The following is an 18,173-nucleotide window of genomic DNA, read 5'->3' on the forward strand; positions in this document are numbered from 1 at the left end:
GTCATCCCGAAGCGCAGCGAGGGACCCTACTACATCCCGGGAACCCGAATCCTGACCTCCGTCCCCGCTGGATTGCCGCTTTCATCCTGCAGATCAACGATCTCCTGCTCAATGGCTACATGATAGAGGCGTTCATAAAGAGCAAAGATCTGACGCATGATCCCCAGTCCCTTACCGGTACTTTCCCCGGAATGAGCCGAGGCATTGGCGCGACCGACACCGTTGTCCCTGACGGTCAGCAGAAGATGGCCATCCTTCCTGCTGACACCGATCCGGAGAACTCCGCCGCTGTCAAGAGGCCTTAAACCGTGCTTTACCGCATTCTCTACATAGGTCTGCAGAATGTGCCGGGGGACCTGGATGGCAGGATCCACAGGACCATCAAACGCAATCTGGTAATCAAAGCTGTCCCTGAAGCGAACCTTCTGAAGATCCAGGTAATTACGGATAAAGTCCAGCTCCTCTTTTAACGAGGTTGTGATCTTATCCGAATTCTCAAGCGCCGTCCGCATGAGGTGGGATAGCTTGGAAGCAAACTTGTAGGCGTCCTCCTTCTTTTCCTTCAGGATCAATGAATTGATCGCATTTAGCGCATTGAACGTAAAATGGGGATCCACCTGGTTCTTGATGGTCAGCAGCTGGAGCTTTAATAGTTCTTTCTCCGCTGCGCGGTGCCGCCGGATCTGTATCTGCTGAAGTTTTCGCACCAGCAGGATGAACAGGAGGATCCCGGCATAGATCAGCAGATAAAGCGGTCCTTTCAACCAGTATAAACGATTGAAATCATAGTCCACCACATAGAAGGTCTCCCCGGCTTGGATGGCTAGCCGGGGTTTCTGATCCCGTCCCACTTTTATCGAAAACCGTGGATAAACAACAGCAACATTGAAAAATATTTCAACCGGATGCGTAAAATCGTTCCTGGTAATGACCAGGCCATTGTGATCCGTGTTCTCGAAAATGATCTCCTGCGACCGGTCTCCATCAAGATCAGCATAAAATAAAGGTCGTTTTGAAATCCCTTTCACCTCCGCCGTATGTATGACCCTGAGATCCTGATTCAATTGCTCGGCCTTACCATTTTTATTCAGCAGGTACAAATTGCTGTACTTTTCCGGATCACCCGTAACCAGATGGGCGATCAAATGGCGGTCACGCACTGAGAATTCTTTTCTTCGCGCAATCCCGCCTATGGAATTATAAAGAATCACGGCAGGTGGCTCTTCACCCACTCCGAGATTACGGTACAAGACAGCAATGAAGCCTGAATCCGCAGTCATAAAAGGCTGAACCTCCAGCTTCACGCCGTAGGAGGAGAACTCCACCGGATCAAAAAGAAAAGTCAGTTCATGGTCGTACACCATCAGCCAGGCACTGGAATCACCGAAGGCCAGGTTCATCTTATCCCGTGTATTTCCCCGTGTCATGTTATTGCCCATCACTTCCAGATGACCATCCCCGTTGATGTCAGCAATCTTTAATTCATTGAGATTGCTTCCGTAAGAACCCGATCTCCAAATCGTATCATTTCGAATATCATACATATACACTTGCCTGGGCACGATCGAATGACGTGCCGTGATGTAAAACAGGAGATCTTCGTAACCATCCTGGTTCATATCTTTTAAAAGGCCGGGGCCGCTGCCTGCTGTAAAATCGATCGTATCCTCCCAGGCTCTTATTCTGTCAATAAAACGCTCGTGTGCAATGAACTTTTCCGAGCCAAGGGGCTCACTGAAACCGAGAAAAACAGAATCTTCAGAAAATGTAAAAAAATAAATCTCCCCGAAACCATCACGATCTGAATCCCCAAAACTCACATTCGGAGGAAAATGGATCAATCCATGCCTGAAATTCACCTGCTCGATCAATCCACCGTTCAGATCGTAAAGTTTGAGGGCTGCATTTCCCAGTGAGTTTTCAGTCACTCCTGCCTTTTCAGTGATGCCATCTCCGTCAATGTCTGTATAAAAGAAACAGTTACCGGGAAGATATTCCTGGCTCGTAAAAGTTGCTTTATACCTGGATATGGAAGGGAGAAACAGAATGATCATAACCGTAAAGGGAACGGCCAGAACCCAAGGGCTTAGCACGATGGGAATAAACCTTTTGGCGTTGAAAGAAACCACCTGCAGGATTGATTTCTTCAAATATAACAATTAATTGGCTTTAAAGTTTTCTTTAATTTAAGTGATCTTTCTTTTAAAAACAATTTCCTTGCATCCGTTTCTGGACTCAAGTCCGCCAACTCTCTGATTTTCAATTTGAGGGTGTATCAAAATGCTTTGCTTAAACACAAAGGTGCTCAAAGTACTTCACCAAGGAACACTAAGTTATTGATAATCAACGAGAATACCTTTGTGTACCTTCGTAAAAACCTTAGTGTTCCTTGGTGGTTAAGTACTTATGGTACAACCTCGCGTCAGGCTATTGGTTCATAGGGCTTTGGCCCAAAAGCTTGGTCATAACCTCTCCTTGTAACAAATAACCGTGCGAAACCGTCTTATGACGGTTCCATATCCCATTGCATCATGAAAAAAAATGCTTATTTTTTTCGGTCATTCATTTTGGTGATTTTTTCTGCATTTTTCGCAAATGAGGCCTTCTCCCAGTCATCAATCCACTTTCTATATGGTTGCGTAACCACCACCGGCAACCAGACCTATACCGGCCCCATCCGCTGGGGCGACGAAGAGGTGCTCTGGACCGACATCTTCAATTCAACAAAAACTGCCAATGACTACCTGCAGTATCTGAAGAAGATCAGCAATAAAGTACTGGTCATCGAAAGTGAAAACCAAAGGGAACTGCTGAGCATTGAGGTTGACGACGCGTTCAGCCAGATACACACGTTCGAATGCCGGTTCGGAGACATCCGTTCACTCCAGGTCATCAGCAGCATGCGGGTTGATCTCCGGCTGAAAAATGATTTCGTTTATCACCTCCGGAATGGATCCAACGATGTCGGAACTGAACTCCAGGTCCTGGATGAAAACCTGGGTCGCGTCAAACTGCCCTGGGACAAGATCAGGAAGGTGGAATTCATGGAAGCGAAGACTGCCAGTACTGAATGGTTTGGCGAACCGCTGACGGGAACTGTGCACACCATCCGGGGAACATTTTCCGGACAGATTGAATGGGATCAGGATGAACGGCTGACAACGGATATCCTAAACGGAGAAACCGAAAATGAAAAAATGGGGATCCCCTTCGGAACCATCCGTTCCATCATTAAACATGAGGACGGTTCGCAGGTGGTAATGGTTACGGGTGATGAGCACGTTCTCAGGGGCAGCAATGATGTAAACAGCACTAACCGCGGCATCATCGTGACCATCAAGGGACTGGGCCGCGTCGAAGTACCCTGGGAAGCCTTTGTCAAGGTCATCTTCAACGACGACATTTCCTTTGAAGGGCTTGGTTATACTGACTTTTCAGCAGCGGAACCGCTGAAAGGAACTGTTTACACCCGACAGGGGACGGTTCTGTCGGGCGGGATCGTTTTTGATATGGATGAGGCCTTTGACACCGAGTTTCTCCAGGGTAAATCCAATGAAATCGAGTACCAGATACCTTTCCGGAATGTTGCGACGATCGTGCCTGTGGATGAAAGATCATCTGAAATAACGCTTCAGAATGGAGAAAAGCTCACGCTGGGCAACATGCAGGATGTTTCGCGTGCCAATGACGGAGTTTTGATCTACCAGGACACCTCCTCGCTCATCAAAATCAACTGGTTTGATGTAATGGAGATCAGGTTCAGGTAACCGTCCGCTATTTTCTCCTATTTTTGTATCCACGTATGATCCGATCAGCTAACCCGTGGATATGAAAAAACAGGCATTGCACCCGCGAAAACAAGTTCCGTTATCTTCCAGAGAAATTCTGCACGATTACCGTATCGCGCTTGAGAGCCGCCAGGCGAGTCTTTTGGGAAGAAGGGAAGTGTTATCCGGCAAAGCCAAATTCGGAATTTTCGGCGACGGGAAAGAGGTGCCCCAGCTGGCGCTGGCAAGGGTATTCCGGCAGGGGGACTGGCGCTCAGGCTACTATAGGGACCAGACCTTTATGATGGCAGCAGGACTCATGTCTCTGGAGGAGTTTTTCGCCCAGTTGTACGGTGACACCGACCTGGAAGCCAACCCTGCCAGCGGGGGCCGCATGATGAACAATCATTTCGGCACCCGCTTTCTGGACTCCGCCGGAAACTGGAAACCACAGACCAGCATGAAAAACATCTCCGCCGACATCTCACCCACCGCCGGCCAGATGCCACGGCTGCTGGGACTGGCTATGGCCTCCAAGATCTACAGGCAGAATCCAGGGTTGAGTTCAGCCGGCGACTTTTCAGCTAACGGGAGCGAAGTGGCGTTTGGTACGATCGGGGATGCCAGTACCTCGGAAGGTCACTTTTTTGAAACGATCAATGCTGCCGGTGTACTTCAGGTGCCGATGGCTCTTTTTGTGTGGGATGATGGCTGGGGGATCTCCGTATCCAATGCCTATCAAACGACCAAACAAAGCATCTCAAAGGTTTTGAAAGGCTTTGAAAAAGAAAAGAACACCAACGGGCTGATGATCTACCAGGTCCAGGGATGGGATTACCCTGCTCTCCGAAAAACTTTTGATGATGCCATCAGGAAGTGCCGGAGAGATCATGTCCCGGTGATCGTTCACGTTACGGAACTCACGCAGCCCCAAGGTCATTCCACATCCGGTTCACACGAACGATACAAAAGCATCGAGCGCCTGGAATGGGAGCAGGAGTTCGACTGCATCCGCAAAATGCGGGAGTGGATCCTCTCCGGGGGCATCACTACAGAGAACATACTGAATGAAATGGAAGAACAGGCCCGTGAAAGGGTCAGGCAGGCCCGTGACACCGCCTGGGATCATTTCATGTCGCCTTTTCGCGCAAAAAGGGATGACTTCGTGAAACTGGTGGACCTGTCCGGCTGCAACTGTGCAAAAACGTCTAAAATTGAGGCCATTAAGGCGGAACTCAACCGCCTGGCCGATCCCATCCGAAAAGATATCGTCTCTGCCGCCAGAAAAATCCTGAGGCTGATCTGCAACAGCTGCTCGAATCCGGAGAATTCGCTGAAGACAAAGGTGACGCAATGGCTTAAGATTGAAATGCAGGAGGGATCCGAACACTACAGCTCCTGCCTCTACAGCAAATCGGATCACCGGCTGCTGAACCTGACGGAAGCGATCAAACCCGTTTATCACGAGCACTCACCCCTGGTTCCAGGAAGGCAGGTTCTGCGCGATAATTTTGATTACCTGCTGAAACACCACCCGCAGCTGGTCATTTTCGGTGAGGATGTCGGAAAGATCGGAGGCGTCAACCAGACGCTGGAGGGGTTGCAGGCAAAGTACGGGGAAAACAGGATCACCGATACGGGGATACGTGAAGCCACCATCATCGGCCAGGGGATCGGGATGGCGATGCGGGGCCTGCGGCCGATCGCCGAGATCCAGTATTTCGACTACCTGCTGTACGGTCTTCAGACCATGAGCGATGACCTGGCCACACTGCAGTACCGTTCAAGGGGTGGCCAGAAGGCGCCGCTGATCATTTCCACCCGCGGCCACAGGCTGGAAGGCATCTGGCACTCGGGTTCTCCCCTGAGCATGGTGATCAACTCCATCAGGGGTATGCACGTGCTTGTTCCCAGGAACCTCACCCAGGCTGCAGGATTCTACAACACCTTGCTGGGGGGCGATGAACCCGCCCTGATCATTGAACCACTGAACGCGTACCGGCTTCGGGAACGGCTGCCTGAAAATATTGGTCAGTTTAAAATACCGGTAGGAATACCCCAAATCATTCGTGAAGGCAACGACATTACGATCGTCACCTACGGTTCCTGTGTGAGAATTGCAGAAGAAGCCCTGGAACAACTGGACGACTTCGGAATCAGCGCCGAACTGATCGATGTACAGACACTCCTGCCTTTCGATATCCATCACACCATCGCCAGATCATTGAAAAAGACCAGCCGTATCCTGTTCTTTGACGAGGATGTACCGGGAGGAACAACAGCCTATATGATGCAGAAAGTCCTGGAAGAACAAAAGGGATATGATTACCTGGATGCAGAGCCCAGGACACTCACGGCACAAGAACATCGCCCTGCCTACACGACCGACGGGGATTATTTTTCAAACCCGAATGCGGAGGATGTTTTTGAAACGGCCTACCGGATCATGCATGAGGTCAGTCCCTTTCAGTTCCCAAAGATCTTCTGAATAGATGAAAATGATCCTCCCCTTGCTTTGATCAGCCAGATTCTGGCACAGATTTTGAAACTACTGTGCCCAACTTTTTATAAAGTTGTACTTTTGTACGGTTTTTAATCATTCATCCAATACAAATTGTTTAAAAAAAATTGAAAATGAAAGAACTACCTGATCTTCGCCTTTTACTCGCTGCTGTGTTGATTTTCTCAACCCTGCTGATTTCTGCACAAACCAAGGATGACGTCATCAATACCTACAATGATGGTGTTGCCCTGGCCAATACCAATGTAGAGAAGGCCATCGAAAAATTTAATCTGGCCCATGAACTGGCACTCAAGGTCGGAGTTGAATCTGATGACATTAAGAACCTGGTTGAAACACAGTTGCCTGCCCTTCAGATCAAATATGCAGCAGAGTTGTACAAGGCCAAAAATATCAAGGAAGCCATCCCCGCTTACATGCTTGCCGCCGAACTGGCTGAAAAAGTTGGAAATGCAGAAATAGCCGCCAAAGCAAATGAGATTATTCCAAAACTTCATTTCAGCCTTGGAAACGAACTGTACAAATCTGAAAAATATGACAGCGCCTTGATTTGTTTTGATCAGTCACTGACTTACGACTCAACTTATGCAAAAGCCTATCTCAGCAAAGGTCTCATTTATAAAAAGCAGGATAATCAGGAGGCCATGATTGCTGCGCTGGATCAAGCGATCGTGTTTGGCAAACTGGCCAATGACGAAAAAACCGCCACCACTGCAGGGAATGTCATAAGGGACTACCTGCTCGTCACCGGGAACAAGGCCGTGAAAGCAGGCAATTTTCAGGAAGCCCTGCCCCTGCTGGTCAAGTCATCAACCTATGGCGAACCCAAACCGGAGGTATTCTATCTTCTGGCTCTTTGCCACAACAAGGATTCTCAATGGGACGAAGCCATAAAGGCAGCAAAACAGGGCATTGATCTTGAAAATGAATCGAATGAAGCCAAAGCCAAGTTCTACTATGAACTTGGAAATGCCTACATCGGAAAAGGGGAAAACGCCTCTGCCTGCACGGCCTTTAAAAATGCCCTCTACGGTAATTACCTTGAATCAGCTAAGTACCAGATCGAAACGGTACTGAAGTGTAATTAGCTGCAAGTTGCAAGCCGAGGGTAGTGAGATCTCTGCTCCTTGTGAATCAAAGCACTGTAGAAGCGTGCATACCATTGAACCTTTCTGGGCGTGGAGGCATGAGTACATAGCCTCCGAAGACAAGTGGTCACCTTTTTACGGCAGGGAATACAGCGAATTCGAATTCAGCAACTGCATCTACAATTATTATATCCATCCGCAGTGGGACGATATCGGCTCCCCCACCCTTTACATCAAGCTGCTGTATGTTGATTATGACAGTGGGTTCTGCGTGATCGAACTGCTGGGTGAATGGAACGATGCGATCCACAATGATATCATGTATCTGAAGCGGAATATCATTGAACACCTGATGAGCCATCAAATCACCAGGTTCATTCTGATCGGGGAAAATGTACTGAATTTTCATTTCTCCGACGACGAGTACTACCAGGAATGGTCGGAGGAGATTGGGGATGGCTGGATTGCGGCGGTCAATTTCCAGGATCATGTATTGCAGGAATTTAAACATGGTCGCATCCATCATCACATTTCCTTCGGTGGCAAACTGAATTCCCTTGAGTGGCGCACCTATGGCCCGCAGTTGCTTTTTGAAAAGGTTTCATCACTCATATCCCAACGTTTACTCCGGTAAAGCATGAAAAAAAATGTGATCCTGCACCTTCACGGGCGTGTTCAGGGAGTGAGTTTTCGTTATTATACGCTCCAGCAGGCCCGCCTGCACGGCATCCGAGGTTTTGTACAAAACAGGCCCGATGGAAGTGTCTATATTGAAGCTGAAGGGGAAGAGGAAAAACTCGATGCCTTCATCCGATGGTGCCACAATGGCCCTCCCTGGGCGATTGTGGAAAATATCGAGATCACGGAGCAGCAATCGAAAAATTTTACCGATTTTACCATCAGGGAAGGATTTGGGATGTAGGATGAAAAATTTTTGATGAAAAATGAAGGATTTTTCATTAATCATCCTGCATCCTTCATGGCACCCATTTCCTCCCCCGGAGAATCTCTCTTTTGCCCGGCGGACCCGGAAGCTTTTCGACCGTAAATCCAGCCTGCTTCAGGGAGCGCCTCACCGAACCTTTGGAAGAATAGGTGACAAGGATCCCGCCAGGGTTCATATGCTGAAAAAGCCTGCTGAAGATCTCCTGTGTCCAGCACTCTGGCTGGGCAACCGGAGAGAATGCATCGAAATAGACCAGGTCGAACGATCCATCAGGCAGATAGTCCTCGATTCTGGCCCGATGCTTTGTCAGAAAAAAATGACTCCCGACAGCGATTTTTTGTTCCCATGGTGCAAAACAAATCCTGCTGAAAACTTCTTCAGCATCCTTAAAATCAAGGCATTCAGCATAATTCAACTGACCATACAGATCATCCTTCAGTGGCAGTGCATCAAGACCCGTATAATCTACCTGCCTCGCACTTCCGAGCGTATGGAAGTACGTCAGCAGGGCATTCAATCCCGTGCCAAAGCCCATTTCAAAGATCCGCAGCGTGCCGGCGGATGAAGGCAGCTCCCTGAGCCCGCATTGAATGAAAATATGCAGCGACTCGCCAACGGCGCCGTGAATCGAATGGTAATGCTCCCGCAGGGCAGGTACGAATAAGGTGCTTGACCCATCCGCTGTTTGAACGACGGTGATGCACATGCCTGGCAATTTTATGGGCAGATGAAGCTGCAAATTTATAAAACACCTATCTTTGCCCTTCCTAAATTTTACGTTTATGAGAACCAAATCAATTGTCATCTTGATCGTCAGTATATTAATATGCTTTAACGGTGCTATGGCGCAGAAAAAGAACAAAGCAAAAACAAGTTCTGCACAGCCGGTAAAAGAACAAGTTGTACTCACGAACTGGGCGGATACGATCAGCTATCTGGTGGGCCATGATCTCGGGGTTCGTTTGCCCGGTTTTATGAAAGATGTGAATCTTGATGTTTTGACCGGGGGCATCCGGGAGGGATTCAACGGGCTCGAAAGCCGTTTCAGCCAACAGCAGACCGACTCACTGATGGCGCTTTATCAGACTAACCTGGCAGAAGAAAAGCAAAAACAGGACAATATCGTGTTGGAACAAAACAAAGCGGCCACGGCCGTCTTTCTTGCAGAGAACCGCACCAGGGAAGGGGTTAAGGAATTACCAAGCGGCCTGCAGTATAAAATGATCGGGGAAGGTGAGGGTGAGTCCCCCGTGGCAACCTCGAAGGTAACGGTTCATTATAAAGGGACGCTGATCGATGGCACCGTCTTCGATTCATCCTACGACAGGGGTCAGCCTCTGACCTTTCAGCTCGACGGAGTCATACCGGGATGGACCGAAGGTCTGCAGCTTATGAAATCCGGAGGTAAATGTATCCTGTATGTTCCGCCTCAGCTTGGATACGGTGACCAGGGGGTTGGACCGATCCCTCCCGGTTCAACGCTTATCTTTGAGGTCGAGTTGCTTAGTTTTGAATGAAAATGACGGAACTCGTCTTTGTAACCCATAATCCCCATAAACTTTACGAAATAAGGAGCCTTTTTGATTCAAGCCGGGCATTTCTACCCGGGTTGGATCGTTACCGGCTTGTAAGCCTCCAGGATATCGGATACCTGGAGGATATCCCCGAAACGATGGATACTTTGGAGGGGAACGCTTCGGTGAAAGCCCGGACTATCCACACCCTTTATGGCTGCACTTGCTTTGCGGATGATACGGGTCTGGAAGTGGAGGCACTTGGCAATCAGCCAGGCGCTTTATCGGCCCGGTATGCCGGGGAGGATAAAAATTTCGGAAGGAACATCGAAAAGGTACTGCAGGACTTGCAAACGGCCACAAACCGTAAAGCCAGGTTCAGAACTGTGATCTCCCTAATGATCGGGCAGCAGGAAATCCTGTTCGAAGGAATCGTGCAGGGAAAAATCATTGACACCGGGAGAGGTCAGGAAGGTTTCGGATACGATCCGGTCTTCGTTCCCGAAGGTTACGATCAGACTTTTGCAGAAATGAACCTGGAACAGAAAAACCGGATCAGTCACCGTTACCGGGCTTTCCGGAAGATGATGGATTACCTGAATGCTTCTTCAATAGCCATCGTATAAAGCTCTGTCAGCGTAAGTCCCATTGCGGTCACCATCTTTGGAACGATGCTGTTCCTGGTCAGGCCGGGGATGGTATTCACTTCAAGGAAGAAAAGATCTTCGCCGTTGACGATGTAATCGAACCGGACTATCCCACGGCAGTTCAACTGATGATATAAGAACCGGGAAACATCCTGACAACGATTGCGCAGTGATTCATCCACCGGTGCCGGTGTGATTTCCTCGGCCAGTTCGGGTGTATATTTCGCCTCATAATCAAAAAACGACTTCTTACTGATGATCTGTGTCAGGGGAAACACGATGGGCTCACCCCTATGCCGGATCATTCCGCAGGTAAGTTCAAAACCCGGCAGATACTTTTCAACCACGATGTCATCATCTTCGTGAAAGGCTTTCCGGATAGCCGGTTGCAGTTCATCCGGCAGGTCAACCCGGGTAATGCCGACACTGGAGCCCCCGTTATTGGGTTTTACAAAACAGGGCAAACCGAGTGATTGTATGATCTGCTCCGGATCCATCGGGTCAATTTTGGAGAAAAATAAGGAATCCGCCGTTTTAATTCCCAGAGAACGGGCGATCTTATTGGTGAAAAACTTGTTGAACGTGACGGAGGAGGTGGTTCGGCCGCTGGATGTGTAGGGTATGTTCAGCAAGTCGAAGTATCCCTGGAGTTTTCCATCTTCACCGGGCGTTCCGTGAATGGCCATAAAAGCACAGTCGAAACCGGATCTTATCCCGTCCTGCACAACGGTGAAATCATTTCTATCAACAGGCAACCGTTCACCCTGCTCCGGGGAGAAAAACCATCCGTCCCGGTCAATCCTGATCATAAACACATCGTACCTCGACCTGTCGATGTGCCTGTATACTTCCTCACCGCTTTTGAGGGATATTTCACGCTCACCAGAATAACCTCCTGTGACAAGTGCAATCCGCTTTTTCATGACCAATCTATTACACGGTAAAGGTAATGACATAATTTGTATCTTTGCCCCGCAAACAATAATTAACGGTTTTTCCAGTTTAACAGTTCAGGACGTCCGTAAAAACAGGTCAGATTTACAGATGAGTTTTTTTCGGTTTTTGTTCAGCAAAACTTTTTTAAAAAACCTACTGATCGCTATTCTGGTAACCATCGGATTAGCGCTTCTGACATTCAAACTGCTCAGCAATTACACATTTCACGGCCAGAGCATCCCGCTGCCGGACTTTACCGGAAAGACACCGGAAGAATTGAAAACCTACACGGATACCTATAAGTTCAGGTTCACGGTTGTTGATTCGGTTTACAATGTTAAAAGCAAGCCTGGAAGCATTATTACACAGGATCCTCCTCCCAATTCACCTGTCAAAAAAAGAAGAAACGTATACCTGACCACGGTGGCCGTACTCCCGGAAAAAATAGAAATGCCTGATCTGAGGTATCTTTCCTTACGGCAGGCCGTTTCGCTGCTCGAAACATACGGGCTCCAGTCGGGACATCTGACCTTTGAGCAGGATCCTGACATTGAACAGGGTAACCTTATTAAAAACCAGATATTCCAAGGAGAGACGCTTGAACCTGGCACCCTGATCCACAAAGGATCGACCATTGATCTGGTTGTCGGAAAAAGCGTCAGGCAGATTGAAGCACCCATGCCGCTTGTGATCGGGATGACCCTTGATCAGGCCTCACGTACGCTGAACAAGGTAACGTTGAATGTCGGGAAAACGCATTTTCTGGATGAGGATCAGCAAGAGTACTACCGGGTGTACCGGCAGGATCCGGATTACAAAGGAAATCTCTTTGTAACGGTAGGTTCGGAGGTGGACCTGTGGCTTCGTTCGGAGAGGGATTTTGATTTTGGGTCACTCATTAAACGCTATCAGATACCCGACACACTGCAAGCCTTATTTCCTGATGAGGAGTTTATACAAATGGATACCATTGACTAATGAGGAATTTACTCATCATAGCTGGATTTTTTCTAATCTGCCTGAGCGGGTTTTCACAGGAAGTGATCCTTGAGCTGCAGACCAATCCGGCCATTCAGCCGGAAAAACTTTTGCCTGAGGAATCGCTGCCTTTGAAAGCAACCGGGGTTGCATCCGATGAACCGGTTGTGCTTCCATTCCTGGATGATTTTTCCTCGAAGGGTCCCTTCCCTTCAGCTGCAAGATGGCAGGACCGATTTGCCTTTATCAACACCGATTATGCTGTCAATCCTCCCAACATCGGCGTGGCAACACTGGATGCCCTCAATGATGAGGGAGCGCTCTATCCGAATGCCATTCCCGGACCGCCGACCTTTTCAGCCGATGTGCTCACCTCCCGGCTGATCCGTCTGGACTCTCTTTTTAAGCCCGCTGCCCGAAAAATCACACCCGCCGATTCTGTCTATTTCAGCTTCTTTTACCAGCCACAGGGCAGGGGAAATCCACCGGAATCCTTCGACCTGCTTGAACTTGATTTTGGGATCCTGTCGGGCGATTCTGTTTTCCTGCGCGTCGACTCAACCTCCTACCTGGTCGATAAAACCTATTATGCCGGAGATACCCTGTTATTGCCGTGCGGTTTGCCTGAAGATTCAGTCTGGGTTTCGGTCAATCCTTACCTGATCATGCACGGCAACCAGTATATGCTGATACCGGGTGATCAGATCACCCTGCCCTGCGATTCGGTCTTTGAACCCGAAGTTGACTGGGAAAAAATCTGGTCGCAAAACGGAACGAAACTCGATTCCCTTTTTTATACGGAAAGCAACCCGTTATCGTATTTCCGGAGAGTCATGTTACCAATTTTGGATGAAAAATGGTACCGGCCTGATTTTCGCTTCAGATTCCGGAATTATGTCAGCCTGGCCGATAATTCACTCCCCAGCTGGCAAAGCAACGCAGACCACTGGAACATTGATCTGGTCTACCTGAACGTTGACCGCAGTGTGAGCGACACGACCTTTAAGATCCTGTCGTTCGTCGACCGCCCTCCATCGTTCATCAACCAGTATGAATCCATGCCCTACAGCCAGTATATGAGCGATCCGACCAATATGATGAAAGACTCCCTTACAATGGTCATCACCAACCTGGACACCCTCATTCACAATACATCCTATCGTTTTGTCCTGTACCTTGAGGATATGCTGGCCATTGATTCATGCCAGCAGGGAAACTGGGATATCTCCCCTGTCTATGAATCCGGGTACCTGGATTATATCAATTTTGCCAAACCCAAAGTGTGCTTTGGATTTTTCCCTGTTGACTTTACGGCCGACAGTGCCATTTTCCATATCGCCCACTACCTGACCACAGGAGCCGGAAGCTACCAGGAATTGAATGACACACTCTGGTCGTCCCAGGTGTTCAGCAATTACTTCGCATACGACGACGGCTCAGCAGAGGCCGGATACGGCCTTACCCCCGCAGGTTCTGAACTTGCCTACCGGTTTGACCTGAAGGAGCCTGATACACTGCGGGCGATCCAGATGTATTTCAACGAAACCCGCAACGGAGCCAACATTGATCCCTTCTACCTTGGTGTATGGAAAGATGACAATGGCATACCTGGCGAGCTTATCTACTCACAGCCGGTCACTTCACCCGTTTACACAAAAGAGCTCAACCGGTTTCACACCTATCTGCTCGATTCCGCTGTCGCCATCGCCTCTACCTTTTACGTTGGCTGGATCCAGACCTCCGACGATAATCTCAACATCGGATTCGACCGTCGCAACCAAACCCAGCAGAAAATATTCTATAACGTTACAGGGGAATGGATTCAAAGCATCCAGGAGGGATCCCTCATGATGCGGCCGGTTCTGGGAAAGCCCCTGGTGGAAAAAAATCCCGGTAAGGTTGCCAGGGAACTGAAGACGATCCTGATCAGTCCGAACCCGGTGCGATCAGGCGAAGTCACCATTGACCTGCCTGAAGAACTAACTGAAAAAAGGACAACCGAAGATTTAACACTCCAGGTACAAAGCCTGACAGGACAGATTGTCTATAATGGCCCCTATAGAGACAAACTGAACATCGATGCATTTTCGGAAGGCCTTTACATCCTGATGGTCAGAGGCAATCCCGTGCAATTCTATGCCACCAAGCTGATGATCATTCATTAAGGAATGAATTCACTCACCTTCTTTGACCCAAAGCCTGAAATCAATGACGAGATTCAGGAAGATCAAAGTGAGCTCTATGAGCATTTCAGCCTTCGGGTCGATAAGGGTCAGGGACCGGTGCGGATCGACAGGTTCCTGACTGCACGTATTGAAAATGCCTCCAGAAACAAAATCCAGGCCGCTGCCAGAGTCGGAAATATCCTGGTGAATGATAAACCCGTCAGGTCAAATTACAGGATCAAACCAGGTGACCAGATCTCCATCGTTTTGAGTTGGCCCCCACGGGAAATGGAGATCCTGCCTGAAAACATCCCGGTCCAGATTAGTTATGAAGATGATGACCTGATCGTTGTAAACAAAAAAGCAGGAATGGTCGTTCACCCTGCCTTCGGAAATTATACCGGCACACTGGTGAATGCCCTGACGTATTATTTCGATCATCAGCATAAAGTGGGAGTGAAAGCAACTCCTTACCTGGTTCACAGAATTGATAAAAACACATCCGGACTTTTGATCGTTGCCAAAAATGAATTGGCTCAATCGTTGATCGCCCGAGAGTTATATTATCACCGGATCGACCGGAGATATGTTGCCCTGGTCTGGGGGGATTTTAAGGAAGAAAAGGGAACCATCACCGGTCATATCGGAAGAAACCTCCGGGACAGAAAAACGATGTCGGTCTTTCCCGGGGGGGAACATGGCAAACACGCCATCACCCATTACAGGATCCTTGAACGGTTTCGTTATACGACACTGGTTGAATGTACGCTGGAAACGGGCAGAACCCACCAGATCAGGGCCCATATGAAATATATCGGCCACCCTGTATTCAACGATGAAACATACGGTGGCAGCCAGATCCTGAAGGGCACCACCTTTACCAAATATAAACAGTTCATTGATAACTGCTTCCGGATCATGCCCCGCCATGCCCTCCACGCACGCTACCTGGGTTTCAAACATCCCAGCACCGGAAAATTGCTCGAATTCGACTCAGAACTACCTGACGATATGGCACTGGTGGTTGGAAAGTGGAGATCCTATGTGCAGTAAGCAGTCAGTAACTATTTAATTAATAATAACTTGCCTGTAAATGCATAGGCTTCAGAATGCAACGTGACAAGGTAAACTCCTGAAGTAAGTCCCTGTAAGTCAATGGAAACGGTAGATGAGGTGACCTCTGCAATCCGGAAAGGGACCCGGTTGCTCAAAACATCAAAGACATCAATCTGATCGGGGCTGTTGGCTGCTTCTCCGAAAAATAGCCGGAAGACCGAAGGTTCATTTGGATCCCGGCTGATGACAGGCTCAACCTTGATATAATCTTCCACAAGCAAGGTATCCGAATTGACCTCGTTGCTGCTGATGAGCCTGACGTCATAGGTTCCGTAGGATTTGTATTCGATCGCTTCAGGATTTTGAAGTGTGGAAGCCGAAGGACTTCCTCCTTCGAAATACCATTCCCATTGCTCAGGCTTGCCGGAAGACAGGTCCGCAAAGTCCACAGCGGATTTGACCGGAATGACGGTTGTATCAGCCCTAAAAGCAGCAACCACAATGTTCGAATAATAGGTCCCGCCCAGGACCGTAAGACCCTTATGATCGGGATCCAGCCAGGGTTCAAGCTGTGATGAAGCATCATTGCCATTGGACTTCCAGTGATAGGAGAACTTGCCAAAATAATCCGCACCACCGGTATTACCACAGGAAGATTCACCACCGGTCAGCGTACCGACGATCAGCCCATGCTGACTGAACAACGGCGACCCGGAAGAACCAGGCTCTGTCACCCCGTGACCGTTGAGTGTGACCGTCCAGAATACACGCCAGTGCGATTGAACTCCGTTGCCGGACCATTGAGTAGATGCGACAGGCTGGTCATAAGTGGATATCTTTTTAATGTCGCCCTGGGGATGATGAATGCAAACACCTTCCCCTGAGGCGGCGTTCTGGCGGTCCCAGCCAAGGAAAAAAGGATCGAAGGAAGCAGGAACCATGGAATTCAACCTGACAAGATAAAAATCGGAACCGGAATCGCCGGCATCTCCGCCATGTGCGATCTGCGTGGCTCCTGTCATCTTATCGAAAGAGGGTTCGATGAGCGGATCGTCGCATGCTGCCGACTCATAATTTAAATAAAAAACCCACTGCTGCAGATTGGCCGGTGTGGCATACTCACCTTCCCAGAAGGCACAATGATCCGCGGTCAGTACATAAGGTTCAAAATCCTCACGGACATTATTGATCAGGGATCCGGTTCCCCAGAACACAGAAGAGCCCACCCTGCTTAAGATCCTGACCACTCCTTTTTTTTCATCCTGCCAGCTTTTACCTTCATCGCACAAAACGTTCACCTCACAATCGCCTGAATCACCAAAATCCCTTGAACCGGAAGGGCTCCTTTCCACCAATCTTCTGTAAAAAAAAGCGATATCCGAAAGATGGATCTTCGCCAGTTCCTTAACACCAAACGGCTCAAAATATTCAAAGGTCAGTGAAGATCCGAGGATAAATCCTGATGCATAATGCTGATTGTGCGTTGCATTAGGCTGTTTATGGACATCCTGGATTCCGGAAAACCGGTCATGGTATACGAAAAGCTCTCCTCCGGCCGGAATGAAAAAGCTATCATAATAGGGAGCCAGGGCCTTTGCCCCTTCAGCAACCACTGTAAGATGCCATAATCTACCCTGGCCAGGCACGACAGTCCACCGGCCGGATTTCGACAAATCAACATCTACCGGGATCATGACCGCAACACGAAACGGAGAACCTTCCTTTTCAATTGACCGGTCAACCTTGTGAATTGCTTCAACGTCAGGGCTGGCCAGTTGCATCACGCTCTCCGGAAGTACCAGCCCAAACCTTACTGAAGGGGGGATAGCCGCAGGTGACGATTGTGAAAGTGCCTCTGCTGCCGACAATAACAAAGTAAAAAGACATCCCGCTCTGAAAATCTTCAAAAGCAAAAGAAAGGGGTTTATCATTGAGCGTAAAACGATAATCAGGACGGTTTATTTCACCAGGGTGATCCGCTTTATGATCATGTTCTTGTCTGTTTGGACACTCAACAAATAGAGTCCCGGCGGGTTCCCTGCCAGGTCGAACTGCATCTGGTGCAAAATACCCTGTTCCCGGGTGATCTCCAGGATCCTCTCGCCAAGGGAATTGTAACAGCGTATGGAAACCACATCACTGACATCTCCCTTCAGGTCAAGAACCAGGGCACCCGTGGTCGGATTCGGATAGAGTTCAATATGCTCAGCCGTCAGCTGGCGGTCATCCATCCCGACATACCCGACCTCCACAAAATCATTCCTGACCTCGGTGTCCTGTCCGTACGCATTGGTGACCGTCAGCGTGACGTCATAGATCCCCACCTGTTCATAGGTGATGTTGGTCGGATTCCGCAACGCGGATGTCCCGGGGGTTCCTCCTTCGAACACCCACGACCAGCTGTTGGGATTGTTCAGGCTCATATCCGAGAAATTGATGCTTGCGCCCACAGCAATGAAGGTTTCAGTGGCCATGAAATCCGCCTGCGGAACATCGCCCGCGTGGATATAATTTGGCTTGGTGACACTCTGTGATCCATACTCGTTGGTAGCCGT

General features: G+C 48.9%; 15 protein-coding genes. 10 read left to right on the forward strand and 5 right to left on the reverse strand.

The window, feature by feature from the left end; all coding sequences use genetic code 11:
• Positions 1 to 29: 29 nt before the first annotated feature.
• Positions 30 to 2,150 carry a histidine kinase gene (locus PKI34_10525; GenBank protein ID HNS18243.1) on the reverse strand — a complete coding sequence of 707 codons (2,121 nt, stop codon included), beginning with the start codon at positions 2,148 to 2,150 and terminating at the stop codon, positions 30 to 32.
• A 381-nt stretch (positions 2,151 to 2,531) separates the two neighbouring features.
• Here PKI34_10525 and PKI34_10530 point away from each other — a divergent pair, with 381 nt between their 5' ends.
• From PKI34_10530 to PKI34_10550, 5 genes are all read left to right on the forward strand, one after another.
• Positions 2,532 to 3,767, forward strand: a complete 1,236-nt coding sequence (locus PKI34_10530; GenBank protein HNS18244.1) for a hypothetical protein — start codon at positions 2,532 to 2,534, stop codon at positions 3,765 to 3,767.
• 61 nt (positions 3,768 to 3,828) lie between these two features.
• The gene (locus PKI34_10535) at positions 3,829 to 6,255 is read left to right on the forward strand and encodes a thiamine pyrophosphate-dependent enzyme (protein HNS18245.1); all 2,427 of its coding nucleotides are present in this window, start codon (positions 3,829 to 3,831) and stop codon (positions 6,253 to 6,255) included.
• Positions 6,256 to 6,401: 146 nt separating this feature from the next.
• Positions 6,402 to 7,376 carry a tetratricopeptide repeat protein gene (locus PKI34_10540; GenBank protein HNS18246.1) on the forward strand — a complete coding sequence of 325 codons (975 nt, stop codon included), beginning with the start codon at positions 6,402 to 6,404 and terminating at the stop codon, positions 7,374 to 7,376.
• A 64-nt stretch (positions 7,377 to 7,440) separates the two neighbouring features.
• A complete protein-coding gene (locus tag PKI34_10545) occupies positions 7,441 to 8,010 on the forward strand; it encodes a hypothetical protein (GenBank protein HNS18247.1) in 570 nt (189 codons plus the stop codon).
• A gap of 3 nt (positions 8,011 to 8,013) precedes the next feature.
• Positions 8,014 to 8,298: an acylphosphatase gene (locus PKI34_10550; GenBank protein HNS18248.1), complete on the forward strand. Its 285-nt coding sequence runs from the start codon at positions 8,014 to 8,016 to the stop codon at positions 8,296 to 8,298.
• Between the two features lie 55 nt (positions 8,299 to 8,353).
• Here PKI34_10550 and mnmD read toward each other — a convergent pair whose 3' ends face one another.
• The gene (mnmD, locus tag PKI34_10555; protein HNS18249.1) at positions 8,354 to 9,028 is read right to left on the reverse strand and encodes a tRNA (5-methylaminomethyl-2-thiouridine)(34)-methyltransferase MnmD; all 675 of its coding nucleotides are present in this window, start codon (positions 9,026 to 9,028) and stop codon (positions 8,354 to 8,356) included.
• A 76-nt stretch (positions 9,029 to 9,104) separates the two neighbouring features.
• Between mnmD and PKI34_10560 the strand changes: the two genes are divergently transcribed.
• On the forward strand, positions 9,105 to 9,839 hold the full coding sequence (locus PKI34_10560; protein ID HNS18250.1) for an FKBP-type peptidyl-prolyl cis-trans isomerase: 735 nt from the start codon (positions 9,105 to 9,107) through the stop codon (positions 9,837 to 9,839).
• Positions 9,836 to 10,462, forward strand: a complete 627-nt coding sequence (gene rdgB / locus PKI34_10565; protein HNS18251.1) for an RdgB/HAM1 family non-canonical purine NTP pyrophosphatase — start codon at positions 9,836 to 9,838, stop codon at positions 10,460 to 10,462. Before PKI34_10560 ends, rdgB begins: the two co-directional genes overlap by 4 nt.
• On the opposite strand, the gene PKI34_10570 is transcribed toward rdgB, so the two are convergent.
• A complete protein-coding gene (locus PKI34_10570; protein ID HNS18252.1) occupies positions 10,429 to 11,406 on the reverse strand; it encodes a D-alanine--D-alanine ligase in 978 nt (325 codons plus the stop codon). The two genes, rdgB and PKI34_10570, sit on opposite strands and share 34 nt — an antisense overlap.
• Positions 11,407 to 11,527: 121 nt before the next feature.
• On the opposite strand from PKI34_10570, the gene PKI34_10575 reads away from it, so the two are divergent.
• From PKI34_10575 to PKI34_10585, 3 genes are read left to right on the forward strand one after another with little or no spacing between them, the layout of a single operon-like run.
• Positions 11,528 to 12,397 (forward strand): PASTA domain-containing protein, encoded by an 870-nt coding sequence (locus tag PKI34_10575; protein HNS18253.1) that lies wholly within the window; start codon positions 11,528 to 11,530, stop codon positions 12,395 to 12,397.
• A complete protein-coding gene (locus PKI34_10580; protein ID HNS18254.1) occupies positions 12,397 to 14,562 on the forward strand; it encodes a hypothetical protein in 2,166 nt (721 codons plus the stop codon). Before PKI34_10575 ends, PKI34_10580 begins: the two co-directional genes overlap by 1 nt.
• A gap of 3 nt (positions 14,563 to 14,565) precedes the next feature.
• On the forward strand, positions 14,566 to 15,615 hold the full coding sequence (locus PKI34_10585) for an RluA family pseudouridine synthase (protein ID HNS18255.1): 1,050 nt from the start codon (positions 14,566 to 14,568) through the stop codon (positions 15,613 to 15,615).
• Positions 15,616 to 15,626: 11 nt separating this feature from the next.
• Here PKI34_10585 and PKI34_10590 read toward each other — a convergent pair whose 3' ends face one another.
• Together PKI34_10590 and PKI34_10595 are read right to left on the reverse strand one after the other, a co-directional pair.
• Positions 15,627 to 17,525, reverse strand: coding sequence for a trypsin-like peptidase domain-containing protein (locus PKI34_10590; GenBank protein ID HNS18256.1), 1,899 nt, complete (start codon positions 17,523 to 17,525; stop codon positions 15,627 to 15,629).
• 51 nt (positions 17,526 to 17,576) lie between these two features.
• On the reverse strand, positions 17,577 to 18,173 hold a 597-nt coding region (locus PKI34_10595; GenBank protein ID HNS18257.1), incomplete at its 5' end, for a PKD domain-containing protein.

It is taken from the genome of Bacteroidales bacterium (genome assembly GCA_035342335.1).
Classification (GTDB): Bacteria; Bacteroidota; Bacteroidia; order Bacteroidales; family JAGONC01; genus JAGONC01.